Here is a 19525-nt window from a genome sequence, read left to right on the forward strand (position 1 = left end):
CACACCTGCCGGGGACCGCCTCCCACGTACGTCGGTCGAGGACTCAGCCCTCGGAGTGCGCGAGCTGTCCCGTCGGCTGCGCCTTGCGCTTCGCCTGGCCGAGGCCCGCGGCGCGCATGATCATGCCCACGACACCACCGCCGAGGATGATGACCATGCCGGCCCAGAAGCCCAGCGGGTTGGCCATCACCATGAAGGCACCCGCTACGCAGAAACCGATGACGGCGATGATGACACCGGTCCAGGCGGCCGGGGTGTGTCCGTGGCTGGTGCCCGACATGGCTTGCTCCTCGTTGCTGTATGCGTGGTGGTGAGATGCATGGGGTGGTGATGCAGGGGGTGAGCCGGACGCTCACCGCTCCATTGTCCCGCACGCGCGCGCAGGCCTGAGTCCGGGGTCACGTCTCCCGCGTCGGGTCCTCGCCGCGGTCGAGGGCCTTCCACAGGTCCTCGGGCCGGTCCGGGTCCACCGTGGGCGGCGCCTTGCGCGGGCGCGGGGCTCCGTCGCGTTCGTAGCGTCCCGACATCGCGGGCCAGGACTTGCCGTACGTCAGGGCGAGCAGCCCGGCGATCATGATCAGCGCGCCCGCGGCAGCGGCTGCGTACGGCCAGGCCGTGTGGCTGAGATCACCGATCGTGGCGGCGGCGTCGCCGGAGGATTCGGCGGCCTTCTCGTCGAGCGCGCTGCTGTCGTCGGCGGCGAGCAGGGCGGCGGCCACGGTGCCCGCGCCGCTCAGCGCGAGCAGCAGCGAGACGAGCATCCGCCCGGCCTTGCGGACGGCGAAGACGGCGACGAGCGCGGCGAGCCCCACTATCGCCAGGGCCGCGGGTACGCCCGTGACATCGCTGCCCGTGGCGCTCAGCGGCAGCTCGCCGCCCGCCACCGAAACGGTGCCTTCGGCCCAGGTCTGGCGGGACGCGAGCAGCGCGAGGGCCGCGCCGACCGCGCCGAACAGCAGGGCTACGGCGATACTGCGCCGACCGCTGCGCTGAGCCCTGGTCTCGGGCTCGGCGTCGGCCTGGGAGGCGTCGGCCGCCTGGGTGCGGGGCGGTGGTACGGCAGAAGTCACCCCTCCACTATCCCTCACGTCCATCGGGGCGCCGCAGCCGGTTCGCCGTGTGGACGGCGCGCAGGACCGCCGCCGCCTTGTTGCGGCACTCGGTGTCCTCGGCCACCGGGTCGGAGTCGGCCACGACCCCGGCTCCCGCCTGGACATACGCCGTGCCGCCCCGCAGCAGCGCGGTGCGGATGGCGATGGCGGTGTCGGAGTCGCCCGCGAAGTCGAGATATCCGACACAGCCTCCGTACAGACCGCGCCGGGAGGGTTCGAGCTCGTCGATGATCTGCATCGCGCGGGGCTTGGGGGCGCCGGAGAGGGTGCCCGCGGGGAAGCAGGCGGTGAGGACGTCGAAGGCGGTGTGTCCCTCGGCGACCTGGCCGGTGACCGTCGACACGATGTGCATGACGTGGGAGTAGCGCTCGACGGACATGAAGTCGACGACTTCGACCGAGCCGGGTTCGCAGACGCGCCCCAGGTCGTTGCGGCCGAGGTCGACCAGCATCAGGTGCTCCGCCCGCTCCTTGGGGTCGGCGAGCAGCTCGTCGGCGAGCGACTGATCCTCCTGCGGGGTCGCGCCGCGCGGTCTGGTGCCCGCGATGGGGTGCACCATGGCGCGCCCGTCCTCGACCTTGACGAGGGCCTCGGGCGACGACCCGACGACGTCGAACCCGTCGAAGCGCAGGAGGTACATGTACGGCGACGGATTGGTGGCCCGCAGCACGCGGTAGACGTCAAGGGCGCTGGCTTCACAGGGCGTTTCGAAGCGCTGCGAGGGGACGACCTGGAAGGCCTCGCCCGCGCGGATGCGCTCCTTGATGTCCTCCACGACCTCTTGGTACTGCTCGCCGCCCCACAGCTGCGTGTACTCCGGCAGCTCGGACGGCGGAAGCGCGGCCGGGAGCTGGGAGACGGACCGCGACAGGTCGGCCTCCATGGCGTCGAGGCGGGCGACCGCGTCGGCGTACGCCTCGTCGACACCTGTCCCCAGGTCGTTGTGGTTGATCGCGTTGGCGATCAGGAGCACGGAGCCGTCCCAGTGGTCGAGGACGGCCAGATCGCTGGTGAGCAGCATGGTCAGCTCGGGCAGCTGGAGATCGTCCCGCTCGCCGGGGCCGATCTTCTCCAGGCGCCGCACGATGTCGTAGCCGAGGTAGCCGACCATCCCGCCCGTGAAGGGCGGCATCCCGGACGCCAGGTCGCGCGGCGTGTGCAGGGCCTCGACGGTGGCGCGCAGGGCGTCGAGCGGGTCGCCTGAGGTGGGGACGCCGACGGGCGGGGTGCCCAGCCAGTGGGCCTCGCCGTCGCGGGTGGTGAGGGTGGCCGCGCTGCGGACGCCGACGAAGGAGTAACGGGACCACGATCGGCCGTTCTCGGCGGACTCCAGGAGGAACGTGCCGGGCCGCTCTGCGGCGAGCTTGCGGTAGAGCCCGACGGGAGTGTCGCCGTCCGCGAGGAGCTTGCGGCTGACGGGGATCACTCGGCGGTCGCTCGCGAGCTTGCGGAAGGTCTCGACATCCATGGGAGGAGCTTACGGCCGTGCGGGTGGCGGACGGTGTTGCGGACCGAAAGGCGAAACGCCGACCGCTACAACTGGACGATGACCAACCGCCGTACGCTGCCTGTCCTTGTCCTCCTCCTCGCCTCGACCGCGTTCGCGGCCGCCGCCCCCGACCCGGTGGTGTGGCCCGCCCCCAAGGACGTACCCGAGAGGGTCCGGGCCGCGGGTCTTCAGATGCTCGACTCCGAGGCGATGGACATGCACATCCACACCACCTTGAAGGTGTACTCCGGCGGCCGTCCCGTCACGGTCCCCGCGGACATCGGCATCGACCGCTCGGGCCCCAAGCCCCGCTACAGCCCGCTGCACACGCACGACACCACCGGCACCCTGCATGTGGAGTCGGAGCGGTGGCGGGACTTCACCCTGGGTCAGTTCATGACCGAGTGGGGCGTGAGCGGCGTACGGGAGAGGTGCGGGGCCGCTGTCGGCGGGAGCCCCCGGGCCGGTGATCCGTCCCGCATCGTGCTGCGGGACGGCGAGACGATCACTCTCCGGTGCCGGTGACTCCTGTGCCGGTAACTCCTGTGCCCGTGAACGTGACCGGCAGGGAATCGGCGTCGAAGCACGTGCGCGTGCCCGTGTGACAGGCGGCACCGATCTGGTCGACCTGGACCAGGACGGTGTCCGCGTCGCAGTCCAGGGCGACGGACTTCACGTACTGGAAGTGCCCGGACGTGTCGCCCTTGACCCAGTACTCCTGGCGGCTGCGCGACCAGTAGGTACAGCGCCCCGTGGTGAGCGTGCGGTGCAGCGCCTCGTCGTCCATCCAGCCCAGCATGAGCACCTCTCCGGTGTCGTACTGCTGGGCGATGGCGGGGACGAGTCCGTCCGCGCCGCGCTTGATGCGGGCGGCGATCTCGGGGTCGAGGCTACTGGGCGGGGGCGTGGCGGTCATGAGCCCATTGTGCCGCGCCTCGGGAACTCGGCCGGGCCATGTCCACTGGGCGGGCCGGGTGCCGAGTCGTAGGCTGGACCGTATGTCGACCCATGCCAAGCGTGAACGACTTCTCCTCGCCGATCTGTTGGAGGCGCAGGGCCCTGATGCCCCCACCCTCTGCGAGGGCTGGAACACCCGTGATCTCGCGGCCCATGTGGTGGTCCGCGAGCGCCGCGCGGACGCCGCGGGCGGGCTGCTGATCAAGCAGCTGGCCTCGCGCCTGGAGCGTGTGCAGGCCGAGTTCGCCGCGAAGCCGTACGAGGAACTGATCCAGCTGATCAGGACGGGGCCGCCGCGCTTCTCGCCCTTCTCCCTCAAGCAGATCGACGAGGCGTCGAACGCCGTCGAGTTCTACATCCACACCGAGGACGTGCGCCGCGCCCAGCCCGACTGGACGCCGCGTGAGCTCGACCCGGTCTTCTCGGACGCCCTGTGGTCCCGCCTGGAGCGGATGGCCCGCCTGGTGGGCCGCAAGGCGCCGGTGGGCGTGGTCCTGCGGCGCCCCGACGGTCAGACGGCGGTGGCGCACCGCGGCACCCCCGTGGTGACGGTGACCGGAGAGCCCTCCGAGCTGCTTCTGTTCGCGCACGGGCGGCAGGACGCGGCCAACGTCGAACTGGACGGCGACAAGGACGCGATCGCCCGGCTGCACGAGACGAAGCAACTGGGCTTCTGATGATCAAAATCGCCATGACCGGCGTGTACGTCGACGACGTGGCCAGAGCCCACGCCTTCTACACGGACGTACTCGGCTTCGAGACCCGGCACCACGTCGACATGGTGGCGGGCCAGGTCTTCGTCACCGTCGGGGCGGCGGGCGGTCAGGGCGATGTGGAGCTGCTCCTCGAGCCGGGCGAGGGCCCCATCGCGGAGCCCTACCGCAAGGCGCTTCACGAGGCGGGGATCCCGTGCATCGTCTTCGGGGTCGACGACGTACGCGCCGAGCACGAGCGGCTCGTCGGCCTCGGAGTCCGTTTCACCCAGGGGCCCGAGGAGCAGGGTCCTGTGATCACCGCGGTGCTCGACGACACGGTGGGGAATCTGGTGCAGCTGATGGAGGCCGGGTCCGGGTCCGCGGGGTAGCCCGCCTCAGCTCGGGAGTTCGGCGCGGCGCAGGGCACTGGAGCAGAGACCGAGCACCCCGCCCGCCGCGCTGACCGCCGCGCTGACGGCGAACACCGGCTCGGCGCCCCAGGCGCCGATCGCCGCGCCGACGACGGGGTACGCGATGGGGGCGATGCCCACTGTGAAGAGCGTCGCCACGGAGGTGACGCGGCCCAGGTAGGCGGGCTCGGTGACCGTCTGCAGCAGGGCGCCGATCAGCGCGCCGCCAAGGCCGGTGCACAGGCCGACGCAGAGCCCGGCGGCCGCCGCGGCACCGACCGAGGGGGCGAAGGCGATCGCGCCCAGCGCGATGGAGCCCGCCACCACTCCCCAGGACTGGACGGCTCCCGCCCGCCCTATGCGCCCCCGCACGGCGAGGAGCAGCGCCGCGGCCCCGGCGCCGACCCCGAAGCCCCCCACGATCCACGCCATACCGGCGGCTCCCCAGCCCCGCTGGTCGGCGAGCAGCACGACGCCGATATTGGCGGGTCCGGCAAAGCCCAGCTCCATCACCGCGGCCACCAGGAGCAGCGGGGCGAGCACCCGGTGCCCGCGGATGTACGCCAGGCCGTCCACGAGCTGGCGCCAGGCGCTGTCGTCCGTCCCCGCCTTCTCGTCCGGCGCGAGCTCCTGTACGTGTACCGCCATCAGCAGCACCAGTGAGCCCGCGAAGAGCACCCCTGCCACTGCGAACCCGGCCGCGGGCCCGCCCACCGCCACCGCGAGGCCGCCCAACGGTGCGGCGGCGACCGTGGCGACCCGCTGCGCGAACCCCCGCATGCCCTGCACCCGGCCGAGCTGCCCCGGCGTGGTGATGCGCGGCGGCAGGGCGCCGACGCTCGGCAGGAACAGCGCGTCGACGGCACCGAAGACCAGGGCGACGAGGACCAGGAGCCAGATCCCGGGAGTGGTCACCAGGAGCAGCACGGCGACGGCGAGGATCACCGCGCAGCGCACCGCGTCGCTCCCGATGACCACCCGGCGGGGCCCGAACCGGTCGGCGATCACCCCTCCGCCGAGCATGAGCGCGGCACGTGGCAGCGAGCCGACGGCCAGGACGAGACCGGCCTGCGCGGGGCTGCCGCTGCGGGTGGCGGCCCAGGAGAGCGCCACGAAGTAGACGCTGTCGCCGACCATCGACGCCGTGTAGGCGCTCAGCCAGCGCAGGACATTGCCGTCCCGGTGCGCAGGCCTCTCGGAGGCGGCGACAGAAACCGTGCGTATGCCGGTGGTGGTCACGTGGGGCAGGCCTCTCAGATCCGGAACGGAAAACTGGCCAGATGCAGCGCGACGGTCTCGCGCCCCTCGGTGTCGCCCGCCGCCTCAGCGGCCTTGCCCTGCTCCTCGTACGTCCTGATCAGGGCGTGGATCTCGGCGTTGAGCCGGGTGAGTTCGGCGGGGTTCAGACGGGCGAGGAAGTCCGACTGGTCCGCCGCCTTGCGCCACTCGGCGCCCCAGGCCTCCTGCTGGTCCAGGTAGGTCTCGTACTGCTCCCTGCGGTGCGCGATCAGGCTGCGGAGGACGGCCGCATGCGTGGCCGCCCCCTCCGGCGTGTCCTTGAAGTCCTCGTGCCGGAAACTCAAGTTCTCCTGCGCCGCCTGCCACCACCGCTCCCGCGCGTCCTCGCTCTGCACCTCGGCCTCCTCGATGAGGCCGTGCTCGGCGAGCTTGCGCAGGTGGTAACTGACGAGCGAGACCGCCTCGTCGACCTGCGAGGCGAGCTGCGACGCGGTTGACGGGCCCGAGACCCGCAGCGTGCCGTAGACCTTCAGACGCAGCGGGTGCCCCAATGCCTTGAGCGTGCCGAGGTCGGTGATGCGGCGGGGATTCTCCATACCGTCACCGTAGATACGAAAGAAAACTTGCGCAATATAAATTGCGCAAGTTTCGCTTCCTATCTCTCGAGCAGGGAGCCCTGGCCACCCGGTGACCAGGGCTCAGGCGCAAGAACCGCTCAGCGTACGGGGTGCCCCGCCTCCCGCAGCGTGTCCTTGACCTCGCCGATCCGCAGATCCCCGAAGTGGAAGACCGACGCGGCGAGCACCGCGTCCGCGCCCGCCGCGATCGCGGGCGGGAAGTGGTCGAGGCGGCCCGCGCCGCCGGACGCGATGACCGGGACGGTGACGTGACGGCGTACCGCCGCGATCATCTCGATGTCGTAGCCGTCCTTCGTGCCGTCCGCGTCCATCGAGTTGAGCAGGATCTCGCCCGCGCCCAACTCGGCGGCCCGGTGCGCCCATTCGACGGCGTCGATCCCGGCGGACTTGCGGCCGCCGTGGGTCGTCACCTCGAAGCCCCCGGAAGGAGTGCGCCTCGCGTCGACCGAGAGCACGAGCACCTGCCGCCCGAACCGCTCCGCGATCTCGCGGATCAGCTCAGGCCGTGCGATGGCGGCCGTGTTCACGCCCACCTTGTCGGCGCCGGCGCGAAGCAGCTTGTCGACGTCGTCGGCGGTGCGGACGCCGCCGCCCACCGTGAGCGGGATGAAGACCTGCTCGGCGGTGCGGCGGACCACGTCGTACGTCGTCTCGCGGTTGCCGGATGACGCGGTGATGTCCAGGAAGGTGAGCTCGTCGGCGCCCTCGGCGTCGTACACCTTGGCCATCTCGACGGGGTCGCCCGCGTCGCGCAGGTTCTGGAAGTTGACGCCCTTGACGACCCGGCCGTTGTCCACGTCCAGGCAGGGGATCACGCGTACCGCGAGGGTCATGACGTCTCAGCTCCCCGGGCTTCCTGGGATTCCTGGGCTCCCCGGGCTCCCCGGTACGCCTCCACCTCGACCTCGACGACCAGGCTCGGGTCGATGAAGCCGGAGACGATCAGCATCGACGCGGCGGGGCGGACGTCGTCGAAGAGCTCCTTGTGGGCCCGGCCGACGTCCTCCACGTCCCGCGCGTGGGTGAGATACATGCGGGTGCGTACGACGTCCTCGCGGCCGAGGCCCAGCTGCTTCAGCGCCTCGACGGCGGTGTTGAAGGCGTTGATCGCCTGGTCGTAGGGGGTGCCGGCATCTATGACGCCGTTCACCACCGACGTGCAGCCCGACACCAGGACGAGGCCGTTGGGCAGCTCGACGGCGCGGGAGTAGCCGATGGCCTCCTCCCACGGTCCGCCCGAGCCGACCCTGCGGACGATGTCACTCATGACGCCACCGCTGCGAGGGCCTCTTCGAGCGTGAAGGCCTTCGCGTACAGCGCCTTGCCGACGATCGCGCCCTCGACGCCCTGCGGGACGAGCTCGGAGATCGCACGCAGGTCGTCCAGGGACGAGACGCCGCCAGATGCGACCACCGGGCGGTCCGTGGCCGCGCAGACATTGCGCAGGAGCTCCAGGTTCGGGCCCTGCAGCGTGCCGTCCTTGGCGATGTCGGTGACGACATAGCGGGCGCAGCCCTCGGAGTCGAGGCGCGCCAGGGTCTCGTAGAGGTCGCCGCCGTCGCGGGTCCAGCCGCGGCCGCGCAGGGTCGTGCCGCGGACGTCGAGGCCGACCGCGATCTTGTCGCCGTGCTCGGCGATGATCTTGGCGACCCACTCCGGGGTCTCCAGCGCTGCGGTGCCGAGGTTCACGCGGGTGCAGCCGGTGGCGAGGGCCGCGGCGAGCGTGTCGTCGTCGCGGATGCCGCCGGACAGCTCGACCTTGATGTCCATGGCGTCCGCGACCTCGGCGATCAGGGCGCGGTTGTCGCCGGTGCCGAACGCGGCGTCCAGGTCGACCAGGTGCAGCCACTCGGCGCCCGACCGCTGCCAGGAGAGGGCGGCCTCCAGCGGGGAGCCGTAGGAGGTCTCCGATCCGGACTCACCGTGGACGAGACGTACGGCCTGGCCGTCACGGACGTCGACGGCGGGGAGGAGTTCGAGCTTGCTCACAGAAATCCCTGACATCGCTAGAGGGTTCCGATCCAGTTGGTGAGGAGCTGGGCGCCGGCGTCGCCGGACTTCTCGGGGTGGAACTGCGTGGCCCACAGCGCGCCGTTCTCGACGGCGGCCACGAAGGGCTCGCCGTGCGTGGTCCAGGCGACCTTGGGCGCGCGGAAAGCGGGGTTGCCCGCCTCGAAGTCCCAGTGCTGCACGGCGTACGAGTGCACGAAGTAGTAGCGGGATTCGGCGTCGAGGCCCGCGAACAGCTGGGAGCTTTCGGGCGCCGCGACCGTGTTCCAGCCCATGTGCGGGACGATGTCGGCCTTCAGCGGCTCGACGGTGCCGGGCCACTCGTCGAGGCCCTCGGCCTCCACGTCGTGCTCGATGCCGCGCGCGAAGAGGATCTGCATGCCGACGCAGATGCCCATCACGGGACGGCCGCCCGCGAGCCTGCGGCCCACGATCCAGTCGCCGCGCGCCTCCTTGAGCCCCTGCATGCAGGCGGCGAAGGCGCCGACGCCGGGGACGAGGAGGCCTTCGGCGTTCATGGCCTTGTCGTAGTCACGGGTGATCTCGACCTCCGCGCCCGCGCGCGCGAGGGCGCGCTCGGCGGAACGGACGTTCCCGAAGCCGTAGTCGAAGACGACGACCTTCTTCTGGGGAGTGCTCATCTCGGCTGCGTCCCCTCAGTTCCAGTAGTCGAGCCGCATGACGCCCGCGACGATGCACATGGCCGCGCCGATGGAGAGCAGCGTGATCAGGCTCTTGGGCATCCCCTGCTTGACGAAGGAGATGATGCCGCCGATCAGGAAGAGACCCACGACGATGAGGATGGTGTTGAGACCGGTCATGGCTTTACAGCGCGCCCTTCGTGGAGGGGAGAATCCCGGCGGCGCGCGGGTCGTGCTCGGAGGCGTAGCGCAGGGCGCGGGCGAGGGCCTTGAACTGGCACTCCACGATGTGGTGGGCGTTGCGGCCGTAGGGCACGTGGACGTGCAGGGCGATCTGGGCCTGCGCGACGAAGGACTCCAGGATGTGCCGGGTCATCGTCGTGTCGTACGTGCCGATCATCGGCGCCATGGTCTCGGGCTCGGTGTGCACGAGGTACGGGCGGCCGCTCAGGTCGACGGTCACCTGGGCGAGCGACTCGTCGAGCGGGACCGTGCAGTTGCCGAAGCGGTAGATGCCGACCTTGTCGCCGAGCGCCTGCTTGAAGGCGGCGCCCAGGGCGAGGGCGGTGTCCTCGATGGTGTGGTGCGTGTCGATGTGCAGGTCGCCCTCAGTCTTGACCGTGAGGTCGAAGAGGCCGTGGCGGCCGAGCTGGTCGAGCATGTGGTCGTAGAAGCCGACCCCTGTTGATACCGCCACCTCGCCCGTGCCGTCGAGATCGATCTCGACGAGGACCGACGTCTCCTTGGTGGTCCGTTCGACCCGTCCAACGCGGCTCATGCCTGCTGCTCCTTCTTGAGTTCGCGTACCGCATCGAGGAACGCGTCGTTCTCTTCCGGGGTTCCTGCGCTGACCCGCAGCCATCCCGGTACTCCGTTGTCCCGGACCAGGACGCCCCGGTCGAGGATCCGCTGCCAGACCGTGTGGGAGTCTTCGAATCGCCCGAACTGTACGAAGTTGGCGTCGGAATCGGTCACTTCGTAGCCGATCGCACGCAGCTCGCTCACCAGGCGGTCGCGCTCGCCCTTCAGCTGCTCGACGTACTTCAGGAGCGTGTCGGTGTGCTCAAGGGCGGCGAGCGCGGTGGCCTGCGTGATCGCCGACAGGTGGTACGGCAGGCGTACGAGCTGTACGGCGTCCACGACCGCCGGGTCGGCGGCGAGGTAGCCGAGGCGGAGCCCGGCCGCACCGAAGGCCTTCGACATCGTGCGCGATACGACGAGGTTCGGCCGCCCCGCGAGCAGCGGGAGAAGCGATTCGCCGTGGCTGAACTCGACGTACGCCTCGTCGACCACGACCATCGAGGGCTTCGCGGCCTGCGCGGCTTCGTAGAGCGCGATCACCGTGTCGGCCGATACGGCGTTGCCCGTCGGGTTGTTGGGCGTGGTGATGAAGACGACGTCCGGCTGGTTCTCGGCGATGGTCCGCGCCGCCGCGTCGGCATCGATGGTGAAGCCCTCGCCGCGGGGGCCCGAGATCCAGCCCGTGCCGGTGCCGCGCGCGATGAGGCCGTGCATCGAGTACGAGGGCTCGAAGCCGATGGCGGTGCGTCCTGGCCCGCCGAAGGTCTGCAGGAGCTGCTGGATGACTTCGTTCGAGCCGTTGGCCGCCCAGACATTGGCGGGACCGACTTCGTGGCCGCCGGTGTTCGTGAGGTAGCGCGCGAGCTCTGTGCGCAGCTCGACCGCGTCCCGGTCGGGGTAGCGGTTGAGGTCGCGGGCCGCCTCGCGGACGCGCTCGGCGATGCGCTCGACGAGCGGCTCGGGGAGCGGGTAGGGGTTCTCGTTGGTGTTCAGGCGTACGGGAACGTCGAGCTGAGGGGCGCCGTAAGGAGACTTGCCGCGCAGTTCGTCGCGGATGGGGAGTTCGTCCCAGGGGGACAGGGGGGCGTTGTTCGTCACTTGGTCTGAGGCACCTTCCATCCGAAGCGGGCCTTGACCGCCGCGCCGTGCGCGGGCAGGTCCTCGGCCTCTGCGAGCGTCACCACGTGGTGGGCGACTTCGGCGAGCGCGTCGCGGGTGTAGTCGACGATGTGGATGCCGCGCAGGAACGACTGAACGCTGAGCCCCGAGGAGTGGCAGGCGCAACCGCCGGTCGGCAGCACGTGGTTGGAGCCCGCGCAGTAGTCGCCGAGCGAGACGGGGGCCCACGGGCCGACGAAGATCGCACCCGCGTTCTTCACCCGGTCCGCGACGGCCGCGGCGTCCGCGGTCTGGATCTCCAGGTGCTCGGCGCCGTACGCGTCGACGACGCGCAGGCCCTCCTCCAGACCGTCGACCAGGACGATCGCGGACTGCCTGCCCGCGAGGGCGGGAGCGATCCGGTCCTCGACGTGCTTGGTCGCCGCGACCTGCGGCTCCAGCTCCTTGGCCACCGCGTCGGCCAGGGCCAGGGAGTCGGTGACGAGGACGGCGGCGGCGAGCGGGTCGTGCTCGGCCTGGCTGATCAGGTCGGACGCGACGTGCACGGCGTCGGCCGTGTCGTCGGCGAGGACCGCGATCTCGGTCGGGCCCGCTTCGGTGTCGATGCCGATGCGGCCCGTGAAGTAGCGCTTGGCGGCCGCGACCCAGATGTTGCCGGGCCCGGTGACCATGTTGGCCGGGGCGCAGGTCTCGGTGCCGTACGCGAACATCGCGACGGCCTGGGCGCCGCCGACCGCGTACACCTCGTCGATGCCGAGGAGGGCGCAGGCTGCAAGGATCGTGGGGTGCGGGAGCCCGTCGAAGTCCTTCTGCGGCGGGGACGCGAGCGCCATCGACTCGACACCCGCCTCCTGTGCCGGGACCGCGTTCATGATCACGGAGGACGGGTAGACAGAGCGTCCGCCCGGTGCGTAGAGCCCCACGCGCTCGACCGGCACCCACTTCTCGGTGACCGAGCCGCCGGGCACGACCTGGGTGGTGTGCGGGGAGCGGCGCTGCTCGCGGTGGACGATGCGGGCGCGGCGGATCGACTCCTCGAGCGCCTCGCGCACGACGGGGTCGAGGCCGGTCAGGGCTTCGGCGATGGCGGTCGCCGGGACACGGACCTGCGTCAGGCGTACTCCGTCGAACTTCTCCGCGTATTCGATCAGCGCCGCGTCGCCACGATGATGCACGTCCTCGCAGATGGGCCGCACCTTCTCGAGGGCGGCCGCGACGTCGAAGTCGGCACGGGGCAGCAGGGTGCGCAGGGCGGGACCCTCGGGGAGGGCGTCGCCGCGCAGATCGATTCGGGAGATCACGTGACCAATTCTCTCAGACCCCGATTCCGGTCCGGACGCCCGTATCACTGGCTGATATAGATCCCGGAAGACCTCGTTCACCACTAGCGTTCAGCCCGTCACGGAACGGGCATGAAACAGGTGTACGAGACCAGGGCGCATCGCAGTACGGAATTCAGTACGGGATCGCAGTACGGGTACGGGGAGGACAACAGCAGTGGTCGACGACACCGGCATCGGTGATCCGCCGGACGGACTGACCGCCGCCGAGATCGGCATGTGGCAGGCCTTCCGCAACGGCAGCGTCTATGACCTCAGGTCGGGGGACGCGATGGCGGACGATCCGCACGGCGGCCACCCCTGGGGTCCGGAACGCAGCGTGCGCGCGCGCATCGTGTGCTGGCTGCTCCTCGAAGGGCCGCCCGCGCTCTCGGGCCGGGTCTCGTCGCTGAAGCTCTCGGGTCTGCAGATCACGGACGTGCTCGACCTGGCGGGCGGCGAGGTTCTGCCCTACGCCGAGCTGAAGCACTGCCGCTTCGAGAAGGAAGTACTCGTCCCCGAGGCCAAGTTCACCACGCTGCGTCTGGTCAACTGCTCGATCCCGCGCGTGGAGGCGGCCCGCGTGCACACGGAGGGCGATCTGCATCTGCCGCGCTGCCGGATCCACAACGGCATGCGGCTCACGGACGCCCAGATCGGCACCGACCTGCTCATCAACCAGGCCGTGATCTACCGCGACCGGCGCGGCAACTCGATCATGGGCGACGGGCTCTCGGTCGGTCAGGACCTGCAGGCCGAGATGATGGAGTCGCACGGCCAGCTGAGCCTGCGCGGCGCGAAGGTCGGCGTCTCCTTCAGCCTGCGCGGCAGCAAGCTCGCCAATCCGTACGGCCAGCGGGCGCTGAACGCCCCGCAGATGACCGTGGAACGCACGCTCTACATGACGCCCGCCGCACTCGGCGATCCCCCCATGACCAGCGGTACGACGCCCCCGCGCGGCACCCGCGTCCAGCGCTTCGAGTGTCAGGGCGGGATACGGCTCGACGACGGGCGCTTCGGGGACGCCGTCGACCTGGCCCAGGCGCGTTTCGTCCTGGAGAACGACCAGGAGGTGTCGCTGCGCCGCGTCCAGACCCCCGAGCTGCGCTTCCTCGGCGAGGCCCCGCAGCGCGGCAAGATCATCCTGTCCGGCATGAAGGTCGTCAACCTCATCGACAAGTCGACCAGCTGGCCGGGCCCCGGCGGCCTCCAGATGGGCGGCTTCAGCTACGAGAACCTCGTCCCGCAGGGCAGTTTCCCGCTCTCCCGGCGGCTGGCCTGGGTGGCCGCGGCGACCGCCGAGTACAACCCCGAGCCGTACGAGAAGCTGGCCGCCGTCCTGCGCAACGGCGGTGAGGACGCCGACGCCCGTGAGGTCCTGCTCGCCAAGCAGCGCCGACGCCGCGAGACCCTGCCTCTCGCTGCCAAGCTCTGGGGCTTCGCGCAGGACTGGACGGTGGCCTACGGCTACCGGCCGGGACGGGCCGCCCTGTGGATGGCGGTGCTCTGGGCGGTGAGCGCGGTGGCCTTCTCGCACTCCGACCATCCGGCGATCAAGCCGGGCGAGCACCCGAACTGGAACCCCGCGCTCTTCTCCCTCGACCTGCTGCTCCCGGTCATCAACCTCGGCCAGGACAGTTACTGGCAGCTGCGCGGCGGCTGGCAGTGGTTCGCGGCGATCCTCATCCTGCTCGGCTGGGTGCTCGCGACGACGGTCGCGGCGGGGGCGACGAGGCTGCTGCGGAGGAACTGAGCGGAGGAACTGGAGGGGGGCACAGAGGCCGCCGGGAGCAGAGATTTTACCTGCCCTTGACCATGTGCCAGGCAACCTGACGACTGATACGAAAGCTTCACCGGCCGCCCCCTGGCACTGCTCCGACCTGCGGCTTTCAATATTCACACGATGGCATTCCTGCGCGCCCTGATCCACACCGCACGCATGGTCAGGCACACCCCGCTCCTGGCCACCGGTCTCACCCCCGACGACGAGGTGCTCCTCGACGCGCCCGACGACCGGCTCGGCCCCGCGCTCGTCGCCGCGGGCCGGGGCGACTACGACCCCGCGGCCAAGCTGCTCGCCATGACCCGCGAGGGCAACGAGTGGGAGAACCGCGACCGCTACACGACACGCCTCGCCACCTTCGCCCGCTCCCGCTCCGAGTGGTTCGACGACTGGCAGTCCGCCGCGCCGCACGACCCGGACGCACTGCTCGTCAAGGCCGAGCTCGCGGTCGTCCGCGGCTGGGAGTCGCCCGCCCGCGCCGAACTGCTCCGCCAGACGGCGCCCCTGATCACCGCAGCCGCCGAGGCGGACCCGCGCGACCCCGTGCCGTGGCGGATCGCCCTGGACCACGCGCGCGGCACCCATGCCCCGCAATCGGTCTTCGACGCGCTCCGGGCCGAGGCGGTGCACCGCTCGTCGCACCACTACGGCTGCCACGCGTCGGCACTCCAGTACCTGTCGGCCGACTGGTACGGCTCGCACCGCCAGTGCTTCGACTTCGCCGAGCACGCCGCGCGGGACGCGCTGCCGGGATCGCTGATCCAGGCACTGCCCGCGCGGGCCGCTTTCGCGTATCTCACCAGCGCCTCGGGGAGCGTGCCGCGCGAGCGTCTGGACGCCGCGGCCGACCTCGGGATCGCCGTGTCGACGGAGTACGAGGCCGGGGACCCCTGGCCCGCGGAGGTCCGCAACCTCCTCACGTACGTCCTCGTGCGCCTTGAGCGATGGAGCGACGCCCTCGAACAACTGCGCCTCATCGGGCCCCGTGCGACGTCCTTCCCCTGGGACCGCATGTCCGACGACCCGCTCGGCCAGTTCCTGGAACTGCGCGACGGAGTGCGCATCGAGGTGGCCTCCAGGACGCCGCTGCGCACCGGCGGCGGGCGTCCGCGCCCAAAGGACCATTAGGCTTCGGGCTCGTGACCACCGTCCGGCTTCCGCTCTTCCCGCTCAACTCGGTGCTGTTCCCGGGGCTCGTCCTCCCGCTGAACGTGTTCGAGGAGCGTTATCGCGCCATGATGCGCGATCTGCTCAAGACTCCCGACGAGGAGCAGCGCCTCTTCGCGGTCGTCGCGATCCGTGACGGCCTCGAGGTGGCGCCGAGCGCCCCCGGCCTCCCGGACCCCACCGCGCAGCCCGAGCAGGGGCCGACCGCCGGCTTCGGCGAGGACCCGCTCAAGGCCTTCCACGCGGTGGGCTGCGTGGCGGACGCGGCGACGATCAGGGAGCGCGCCGACGGCGGCTTCGAGGTCCTCGCCACCGGCACCTCACGCGTACGCCTGCACTCGGTCGACGCGTCGGGCCCCTACCTGACCGCGGAGGTCGAGGAGCTGCCCGAGGATCCCGGCGAGGAGGCAGGAGCGCTTGCCGCGGGCGTCCTGCGGGCGTTCCGTGCCTACCAGAAGCGGCTCGCCGGGGCGCGCGAGCGTTCCCTCTCCACCGGGGCCGAGCTGCCGGACGACCCGTCGGTGGTGTCGTACCTGGTCGCGGCCGCGGCCGTCCTCGACACCCCCACGAAGCAGCGGCTCCTGGAGGCGCCGGACACGGCGTCGCGCCTGCACGAGGAGCTGAAAGTCCTTCGCGCCGAGACCGCGATCATCCGTAATCTGCCGTCGTTGCCCGCGACGGACCTCACGCGCGGCACCACCAGTCTCAACTGACACAAGCCGTAACTGACATAAGGCGCGAGCGCTGTGGCCAAGAAGCAGAAACAGCAGAAGCAGTCGGGCGCGGGCGGCACTCCCGCGACGGTCGCCCTCACGGCGGCGGGCGCCGACTACACCGTCCACGCGTACGAACACGACCCCGCGCACCCCTCCTACGGCGAGGAGGCGGCGCAGGCCATGGGCGTCTCCCCGGACCGGGTCTTCAAGACCCTGGTCGCCGAGGTCGACGGTGAGCTGACGGTGGCCGTGGTCCCCGTTGCGGGCACCCTGAACCTCAAGGCCCTGGCGACGGCGGTCCGTGGCAAGCGTGCGGTGATGGCCGACCCCGCGGCCGCCGAACGCACCACGGGGTACGTACGGGGCGGCATCTCCCCCCTGGGCCAGCGCAAGAAGCTGCGCACCGTCCTGGACGACTCGGCATCGTCGCACGCCACGATCTGTGTCTCGGCGGGCCGCAGGGGCCTGGAAGTGGAGCTGGCCCCCGGCGACCTGGCGCGCCTCACGGGCGCGGTACTGGCCCCGATCGGGCGTGAATAGCCCCTCGACGGGAGCCGCCGGCTCGACTAGTACCACCCTCATGTCGAAGAAGACGCGCAAGAGGAAGTGGCGGGTGAAGAAGGGCAAGGCCAACCACGGGAGGCGCCCCGCCTGACGTCCGGCCTCAATTCCCGGCCGGGCCCCCGTCGGCCCGGTCGGGGTCCCCGTAGGGCAGGGGGTAGGGATCAGGGTCCCGCGGCCCGAAGAGCGCGGTGAGGCCCAGGTGCACGAGCAGCGCGGCCACCGGCCAGGCCAGCAGCGCGCCCTTCGCCTTCAGTTCGAGGGGTGCGTCGAACGCGACGCCCTTGCCCACCGACTTCGCATGGGCGACGACATCCGTCTCGGGCCCGAGGAAGATCCCGAAGCGCCAGCCGACCACGGCCGCCAGAAGTCCCCCGGCCGTCAACCCGACGACCAGCGGAATCCCGCCCCGCTTACGCAGCAGGAACACCACGGCACCACTCACCGCGCCGAAGGCAAGGGCGAGCAAAGTGAACGTTCCGTCGACCCCGATCGCCTGCTCGCCCTCGGTGTCGTAGAGGTACACCGCCTCGTTGTTGGCGATCAACGGCACCCGCGGCGCGAGCCACATCCACAGGAGCCCGAGCAGTACGCCACAGACAGCCATCGCGACCATGATCACTGCGGCCTGCCGCACTTCGGTCTTCATACCAGGACCGTCCTCCTCATGCGCCGACGTGGGAACGGCCCCGGACGGCTGAGCGGCTTGCTGCCAGGCGTCGTGCGAGGGCTGGTCGTGGGGCGGCTGGGAGGGCGTCAGCGGTGCAGTCACCCACACATGGTGCCAGGCCCGCCCAGGGACCGCGTCACCGCACAGCCGCACGGCGGTAGGCCCAGGTCGCGATCGCGAGCGAGGCGACGCCGACCCCCGCGCAGACCGCGAGATCCAGGGCGACGACCGCCCAGTCCGGATGCGGCCCGAAGGTACGGGCGAACGCCTCGACCCCGTACGTCGAGGGCAGCAGGTCCCGCGCGTACTGCAGGAAGCCCGGCATCCGCTCGGCCGGAAGGACCCCGAGGAGCAGCGCCGCCGACATGCCCAACTGCCCCAGCAGCGTGGCGAGCTCGGGCCTGGGCGCGAGCAGCCCGAGGGCGGCACCGAGCCCGGCGAGCGCGGCGCCCGCCAGCGGGATCACCGCGGCGAGCACCCACAGATGCCCCAGCGGGAGCCCGAAGAGGCCGCATCCGACGACCGCGGTGACGAGTGTGCCCGGCACGGTGAACGAGGCGTAGGCGGCCGCGGCGCCAAGGACCACCGCGGCGGGCGGCACGGGCAGCGTGGCGTAGTGGTCGAGACCGCCGTCGGCCCGCAGCTGCCCGAAGTACTGCGCGAGCAGGTTGAGCGCGACGAACGCGACGACGAGCACGGAGGACCCGGCGACGACGGCACGCGCCTCACCGCCCCCGTCGACGACGCCCCGCATCAGGATCATGATCCCGACGGACTGGAAGGTCGCCACGAAGAGCAGCGGAATCCGCGCGACCCGCGCCCGGGACAGCTGCGCCCGGTAGACGGCCGCGAGCGCGGGAAACAGCCGCGCACGGGGCCCCAGGGGCGCGGCGGCATCGGCCTGCCGCTCACGGTCGTCGGTCCGCACCGCGGCTTCCAAAGGAACCGCACTCATCGGACGCCCCTCCTACAGATGTTCATGTCACTACGCCCACGACTCGATACGGGGCGCTCGGGTGGGTGGGCGGGAAAACTCCGCCGCGAAGCGGCGACACGAGAACGGCCCCACAGAGCCGCAACAGAAGTCACGCCTTCACCAGCCCCGTACCGCTCCCGCCGAGGGCCAGATACACGTCCTCCAGGCTCGGCGTGGCCAACGTGAAGTCATCCAGCGAGGCAAAGGCGGCCCCGCCGGTAACCGCCGCGACAGCGGCCCGCGCCTCCTCGGGGGCGAGCCGCAAGGACCACCGCCGCCCGGACTCCACGGCGGACGAGCGCAGCGCGGCGACCTCGGGGACATCCAGAGGCGCCCGCTCCCGCCACACGAGCTCCACCCGCACCTCACCCGCCACCTGCTCCTTGAGCCCCACGGGGCTGTCGCAGGCGATGACCTTGCCGTGGTCGAGGACGGCGACGCGGTCCATGACCGTCTCGGCCTCGATGACGTTGTGGGTGACGAGCAGCACCGTCGTGCCGCGCTCGGCCCGCCGCCGGTCGACGGCGCCCCAGACCGCGCGCCGCGCGATGGGGTCCATGCCGGTCGTCGGCTCGTCGAGGACGAGCAGCGGCCGCTCCCCCACCAGGGCGGTGGCGAAGCAGGCGAGCCTGCGCTGTCCGCCGGAGAGCTTCTTCAGGGGCCGCGAGGCGAGCGGGGTGAGGGCGAGCTCTTCGAGTACGCCGTCCCGCTCGGCCCGCGCCGCACGCACGTCGAGGCCGCGCAGCCGCGCGGTCGTCTCGACGGCGAGCGAGACGGTCAGCTCGTCGAGCGCGGTGGACTCCTGCCCCAGATACGCGAGGATCCGCGCGGCCCGCTCGGGGTGGCGCAGGATGTCGTGCCCGAGGATCTCGACGCTCCCGCTTTCGGGCCGCATCAGGCCGGTCAGCTGGCGTACGAGGGTGGACTTGCCGGCGCCGTTGGGGCCGAGCAGGCCGAAGATCTCGCCGCGCCTGACCTCCAGGCTGATGCCGTCGGTGGCGCGCACCTCGGGGGTCGCGGGCCTGCCGCGCCTGCCCCGGACGGCGGGATATGTCTTGACGAGGTCGCGCACCGCGCAGACGGCATCACTGCCGTGACCCTGTCGGAGCCCCTGTCGGACTGCCTGTGCCGAGCGCGTACTCACGAAGGACGAGGGTACGGGGTCCGGTGCCCACTGCGACGCCCGGGGCGCCCCGTACGCCCCGTATCAGTCATCTGCGCC

General features: G+C 71.2%; 24 protein-coding genes. 7 read left to right on the top strand and 17 right to left on the bottom strand.

Annotated elements, in window-relative coordinates; translation table 11 throughout:
- Window positions 1-43 precede the first annotated feature (43 nt).
- The 3 genes from ACFQ7F_RS17280 to ACFQ7F_RS17290 form a co-directional block, all read right to left on the bottom strand.
- Window positions 44-280 carry an HGxxPAAW family protein gene (locus ACFQ7F_RS17280; RefSeq protein ID WP_383271174.1) on the bottom strand — a complete coding sequence of 79 codons (237 nt, stop codon included), beginning with the start codon at window positions 278-280 and terminating at the stop codon, window positions 44-46.
- Between the two features lie 118 nt (window positions 281-398).
- On the bottom strand, window positions 399-1094 hold the full coding sequence (locus ACFQ7F_RS17285; RefSeq protein WP_383271176.1) for a TIGR02234 family membrane protein: 696 nt from the start codon (window positions 1092-1094) through the stop codon (window positions 399-401).
- Window positions 1078-2580 (bottom strand): anthranilate synthase component I, encoded by a 1503-nt coding sequence (locus ACFQ7F_RS17290; protein ID WP_383271178.1) that lies wholly within the window; start codon window positions 2578-2580, stop codon window positions 1078-1080. The genes ACFQ7F_RS17285 and ACFQ7F_RS17290 overlap by 17 nt, the downstream gene beginning before the upstream one ends.
- A 78-nt stretch (window positions 2581-2658) precedes the next feature.
- Here ACFQ7F_RS17290 and ACFQ7F_RS17295 point away from each other — a divergent pair, with 78 nt between their 5' ends.
- On the top strand, window positions 2659-3126 hold the full coding sequence (locus tag ACFQ7F_RS17295) for a hypothetical protein (protein ID WP_383271180.1): 468 nt from the start codon (window positions 2659-2661) through the stop codon (window positions 3124-3126).
- Here the strand turns inward: ACFQ7F_RS17295 and hisI are convergent.
- A complete protein-coding gene (gene hisI, locus ACFQ7F_RS17300; RefSeq protein ID WP_383271182.1) occupies window positions 3107-3517 on the bottom strand; it encodes a phosphoribosyl-AMP cyclohydrolase in 411 nt (136 codons plus the stop codon). The genes ACFQ7F_RS17295 and hisI overlap by 20 nt on opposite strands.
- An 82-nt stretch (window positions 3518-3599) precedes the next feature.
- Between hisI and ACFQ7F_RS17305 the strand changes: the two genes are divergently transcribed.
- Both ACFQ7F_RS17305 and ACFQ7F_RS17310 read left to right on the top strand, forming a co-directional pair.
- Window positions 3600-4235, top strand: a complete 636-nt coding sequence (locus ACFQ7F_RS17305) for a TIGR03085 family metal-binding protein (RefSeq protein WP_383271183.1) — start codon at window positions 3600-3602, stop codon at window positions 4233-4235.
- Entirely contained in the window at window positions 4235-4642 is a 408-nt protein-coding gene (locus tag ACFQ7F_RS17310; protein WP_383271184.1) for a VOC family protein, read from the top strand. Before ACFQ7F_RS17305 ends, ACFQ7F_RS17310 begins: the two co-directional genes overlap by 1 nt.
- A 6-nt stretch (window positions 4643-4648) precedes the next feature.
- Here ACFQ7F_RS17310 and ACFQ7F_RS17315 read toward each other — a convergent pair whose 3' ends face one another.
- From ACFQ7F_RS17315 to hisD, 10 genes are all read right to left on the bottom strand, one after another.
- A complete protein-coding gene (locus ACFQ7F_RS17315) occupies window positions 4649-5902 on the bottom strand; it encodes an MFS transporter (RefSeq protein WP_383271185.1) in 1254 nt (417 codons plus the stop codon).
- Between the two features lie 14 nt (window positions 5903-5916).
- On the bottom strand, window positions 5917-6498 hold the full coding sequence (locus ACFQ7F_RS17320) for an ArsR/SmtB family transcription factor (protein ID WP_383271186.1): 582 nt from the start codon (window positions 6496-6498) through the stop codon (window positions 5917-5919).
- A gap of 119 nt (window positions 6499-6617) precedes the next feature.
- Window positions 6618-7373, bottom strand: a complete 756-nt coding sequence (hisF, locus tag ACFQ7F_RS17325; protein ID WP_383271187.1) for an imidazole glycerol phosphate synthase subunit HisF — start codon at window positions 7371-7373, stop codon at window positions 6618-6620.
- Window positions 7370-7807, bottom strand: a complete 438-nt coding sequence (locus tag ACFQ7F_RS17330; protein WP_383271188.1) for a RidA family protein — start codon at window positions 7805-7807, stop codon at window positions 7370-7372. The genes hisF and ACFQ7F_RS17330 overlap by 4 nt, the downstream gene beginning before the upstream one ends.
- Entirely contained in the window at window positions 7804-8529 is a 726-nt protein-coding gene (gene priA, locus ACFQ7F_RS17335) for a bifunctional 1-(5-phosphoribosyl)-5-((5-phosphoribosylamino)methylideneamino)imidazole-4-carboxamide isomerase/phosphoribosylanthranilate isomerase PriA (protein WP_383271211.1), read from the bottom strand. Before priA ends, ACFQ7F_RS17330 begins: the two co-directional genes overlap by 4 nt.
- A gap of 17 nt (window positions 8530-8546) precedes the next feature.
- Window positions 8547-9191 carry an imidazole glycerol phosphate synthase subunit HisH gene (gene hisH / locus ACFQ7F_RS17340; RefSeq protein ID WP_383271189.1) on the bottom strand — a complete coding sequence of 215 codons (645 nt, stop codon included), beginning with the start codon at window positions 9189-9191 and terminating at the stop codon, window positions 8547-8549.
- A gap of 15 nt (window positions 9192-9206) precedes the next feature.
- Window positions 9207-9371 carry a hypothetical protein gene (locus tag ACFQ7F_RS17345; RefSeq protein WP_202121127.1) on the bottom strand — a complete coding sequence of 55 codons (165 nt, stop codon included), beginning with the start codon at window positions 9369-9371 and terminating at the stop codon, window positions 9207-9209.
- A 4-nt stretch (window positions 9372-9375) separates the two neighbouring features.
- Entirely contained in the window at window positions 9376-9969 is a 594-nt protein-coding gene (gene hisB / locus ACFQ7F_RS17350; protein ID WP_383271190.1) for an imidazoleglycerol-phosphate dehydratase HisB, read from the bottom strand.
- Window positions 9966-11072: a histidinol-phosphate transaminase gene (locus tag ACFQ7F_RS17355; protein WP_383271212.1), complete on the bottom strand. Its 1107-nt coding sequence runs from the start codon at window positions 11070-11072 to the stop codon at window positions 9966-9968. The genes hisB and ACFQ7F_RS17355 overlap by 4 nt, the downstream gene beginning before the upstream one ends.
- A gap of 14 nt (window positions 11073-11086) precedes the next feature.
- Complete coding sequence (hisD, locus tag ACFQ7F_RS17360; RefSeq protein ID WP_383271191.1) at window positions 11087-12412, bottom strand: histidinol dehydrogenase; 1326 nt, start codon at window positions 12410-12412, stop codon at window positions 11087-11089.
- A 256-nt stretch (window positions 12413-12668) separates the two neighbouring features.
- Between hisD and ACFQ7F_RS17365 the strand changes: the two genes are divergently transcribed.
- The 4 genes from ACFQ7F_RS17365 to ybaK all read left to right on the top strand — a co-directional run bounded on the left by ACFQ7F_RS17365 (window position 12669) and on the right by ybaK (window position 16636).
- Complete coding sequence (locus ACFQ7F_RS17365; protein ID WP_383271213.1) at window positions 12669-14183, top strand: oxidoreductase; 1515 nt, start codon at window positions 12669-12671, stop codon at window positions 14181-14183.
- A 150-nt stretch (window positions 14184-14333) separates the two neighbouring features.
- A complete protein-coding gene (locus ACFQ7F_RS17370) occupies window positions 14334-15341 on the top strand; it encodes a hypothetical protein (RefSeq protein ID WP_383271192.1) in 1008 nt (335 codons plus the stop codon).
- Between the two features lie 11 nt (window positions 15342-15352).
- A complete protein-coding gene (locus ACFQ7F_RS17375) occupies window positions 15353-16093 on the top strand; it encodes an LON peptidase substrate-binding domain-containing protein (protein ID WP_383271193.1) in 741 nt (246 codons plus the stop codon).
- A 33-nt stretch (window positions 16094-16126) separates the two neighbouring features.
- The gene (gene ybaK / locus ACFQ7F_RS17380) at window positions 16127-16636 is read left to right on the top strand and encodes a Cys-tRNA(Pro) deacylase (RefSeq protein ID WP_383271194.1); all 510 of its coding nucleotides are present in this window, start codon (window positions 16127-16129) and stop codon (window positions 16634-16636) included.
- Window positions 16637-16760: 124 nt separating this feature from the next.
- On the opposite strand, the gene ACFQ7F_RS17385 is transcribed toward ybaK, so the two are convergent.
- The 3 genes from ACFQ7F_RS17385 to ACFQ7F_RS17395 form a co-directional block, all read right to left on the bottom strand.
- Window positions 16761-17429 (bottom strand): DUF2567 domain-containing protein, encoded by a 669-nt coding sequence (locus ACFQ7F_RS17385; protein WP_383271195.1) that lies wholly within the window; start codon window positions 17427-17429, stop codon window positions 16761-16763.
- Between the two features lie 34 nt (window positions 17430-17463).
- The gene (locus ACFQ7F_RS17390) at window positions 17464-18282 is read right to left on the bottom strand and encodes an ABC transporter permease (protein WP_383271196.1); all 819 of its coding nucleotides are present in this window, start codon (window positions 18280-18282) and stop codon (window positions 17464-17466) included.
- Between the two features lie 130 nt (window positions 18283-18412).
- Complete coding sequence (locus ACFQ7F_RS17395; RefSeq protein WP_383271197.1) at window positions 18413-19447, bottom strand: ABC transporter ATP-binding protein; 1035 nt, start codon at window positions 19445-19447, stop codon at window positions 18413-18415.
- Window positions 19448-19525 lie beyond the last annotated feature (78 nt).

It is taken from the genome of Streptomyces sp. NPDC056486, assembly GCF_042795295.1.
Taxonomy (GTDB): Bacteria; Actinomycetota; Actinomycetes; order Streptomycetales; family Streptomycetaceae; genus Streptomyces.

Excerpts from the sequence above, each read along its gene's own strand:
- ACFQ7F_RS17280 (WP_383271174.1), bottom strand. The coding sequence starts at position 280 with ATGTCGGGCACCAGCCACGGACACACCCCGGCCGCCTGGACCGGTGTC.
- ACFQ7F_RS17285 (WP_383271176.1), bottom strand. The coding sequence starts at position 1,094 with ATGGACGTGAGGGATAGTGGAGGGGTGACTTCTGCCGTACCACCGCCC.
- ACFQ7F_RS17290 (WP_383271178.1), bottom strand. The coding sequence starts at position 2,580 with ATGGATGTCGAGACCTTCCGCAAGCTCGCGAGCGACCGCCGAGTGATC.
- ACFQ7F_RS17295 (WP_383271180.1), top strand. The coding sequence starts at position 2,659 with ATGACCAACCGCCGTACGCTGCCTGTCCTTGTCCTCCTCCTCGCCTCG.
- hisI (WP_383271182.1), bottom strand. The coding sequence starts at position 3,517 with ATGACCGCCACGCCCCCGCCCAGTAGCCTCGACCCCGAGATCGCCGCC.
- ACFQ7F_RS17305 (WP_383271183.1), top strand. The coding sequence starts at position 3,600 with ATGTCGACCCATGCCAAGCGTGAACGACTTCTCCTCGCCGATCTGTTG.
- ACFQ7F_RS17310 (WP_383271184.1), top strand. The coding sequence starts at position 4,235 with ATGATCAAAATCGCCATGACCGGCGTGTACGTCGACGACGTGGCCAGA.
- ACFQ7F_RS17320 (WP_383271186.1), bottom strand. The coding sequence starts at position 6,498 with ATGGAGAATCCCCGCCGCATCACCGACCTCGGCACGCTCAAGGCATTG.
- hisF (WP_383271187.1), bottom strand. The coding sequence starts at position 7,373 with ATGACCCTCGCGGTACGCGTGATCCCCTGCCTGGACGTGGACAACGGC.
- ACFQ7F_RS17330 (WP_383271188.1), bottom strand. The coding sequence starts at position 7,807 with ATGAGTGACATCGTCCGCAGGGTCGGCTCGGGCGGACCGTGGGAGGAG.
- hisH (WP_383271189.1), bottom strand. The coding sequence starts at position 9,191 with ATGAGCACTCCCCAGAAGAAGGTCGTCGTCTTCGACTACGGCTTCGGG.
- ACFQ7F_RS17345 (WP_202121127.1), bottom strand. The coding sequence starts at position 9,371 with ATGACCGGTCTCAACACCATCCTCATCGTCGTGGGTCTCTTCCTGATC.
- hisB (WP_383271190.1), bottom strand. The coding sequence starts at position 9,969 with ATGAGCCGCGTTGGACGGGTCGAACGGACCACCAAGGAGACGTCGGTC.
- ACFQ7F_RS17365 (WP_383271213.1), top strand. The coding sequence starts at position 12,669 with ATGTGGCAGGCCTTCCGCAACGGCAGCGTCTATGACCTCAGGTCGGGG.
- ACFQ7F_RS17370 (WP_383271192.1), top strand. The coding sequence starts at position 14,334 with ATGGCATTCCTGCGCGCCCTGATCCACACCGCACGCATGGTCAGGCAC.
- ACFQ7F_RS17390 (WP_383271196.1), bottom strand. The coding sequence starts at position 18,282 with ATGAGTGCGGTTCCTTTGGAAGCCGCGGTGCGGACCGACGACCGTGAG.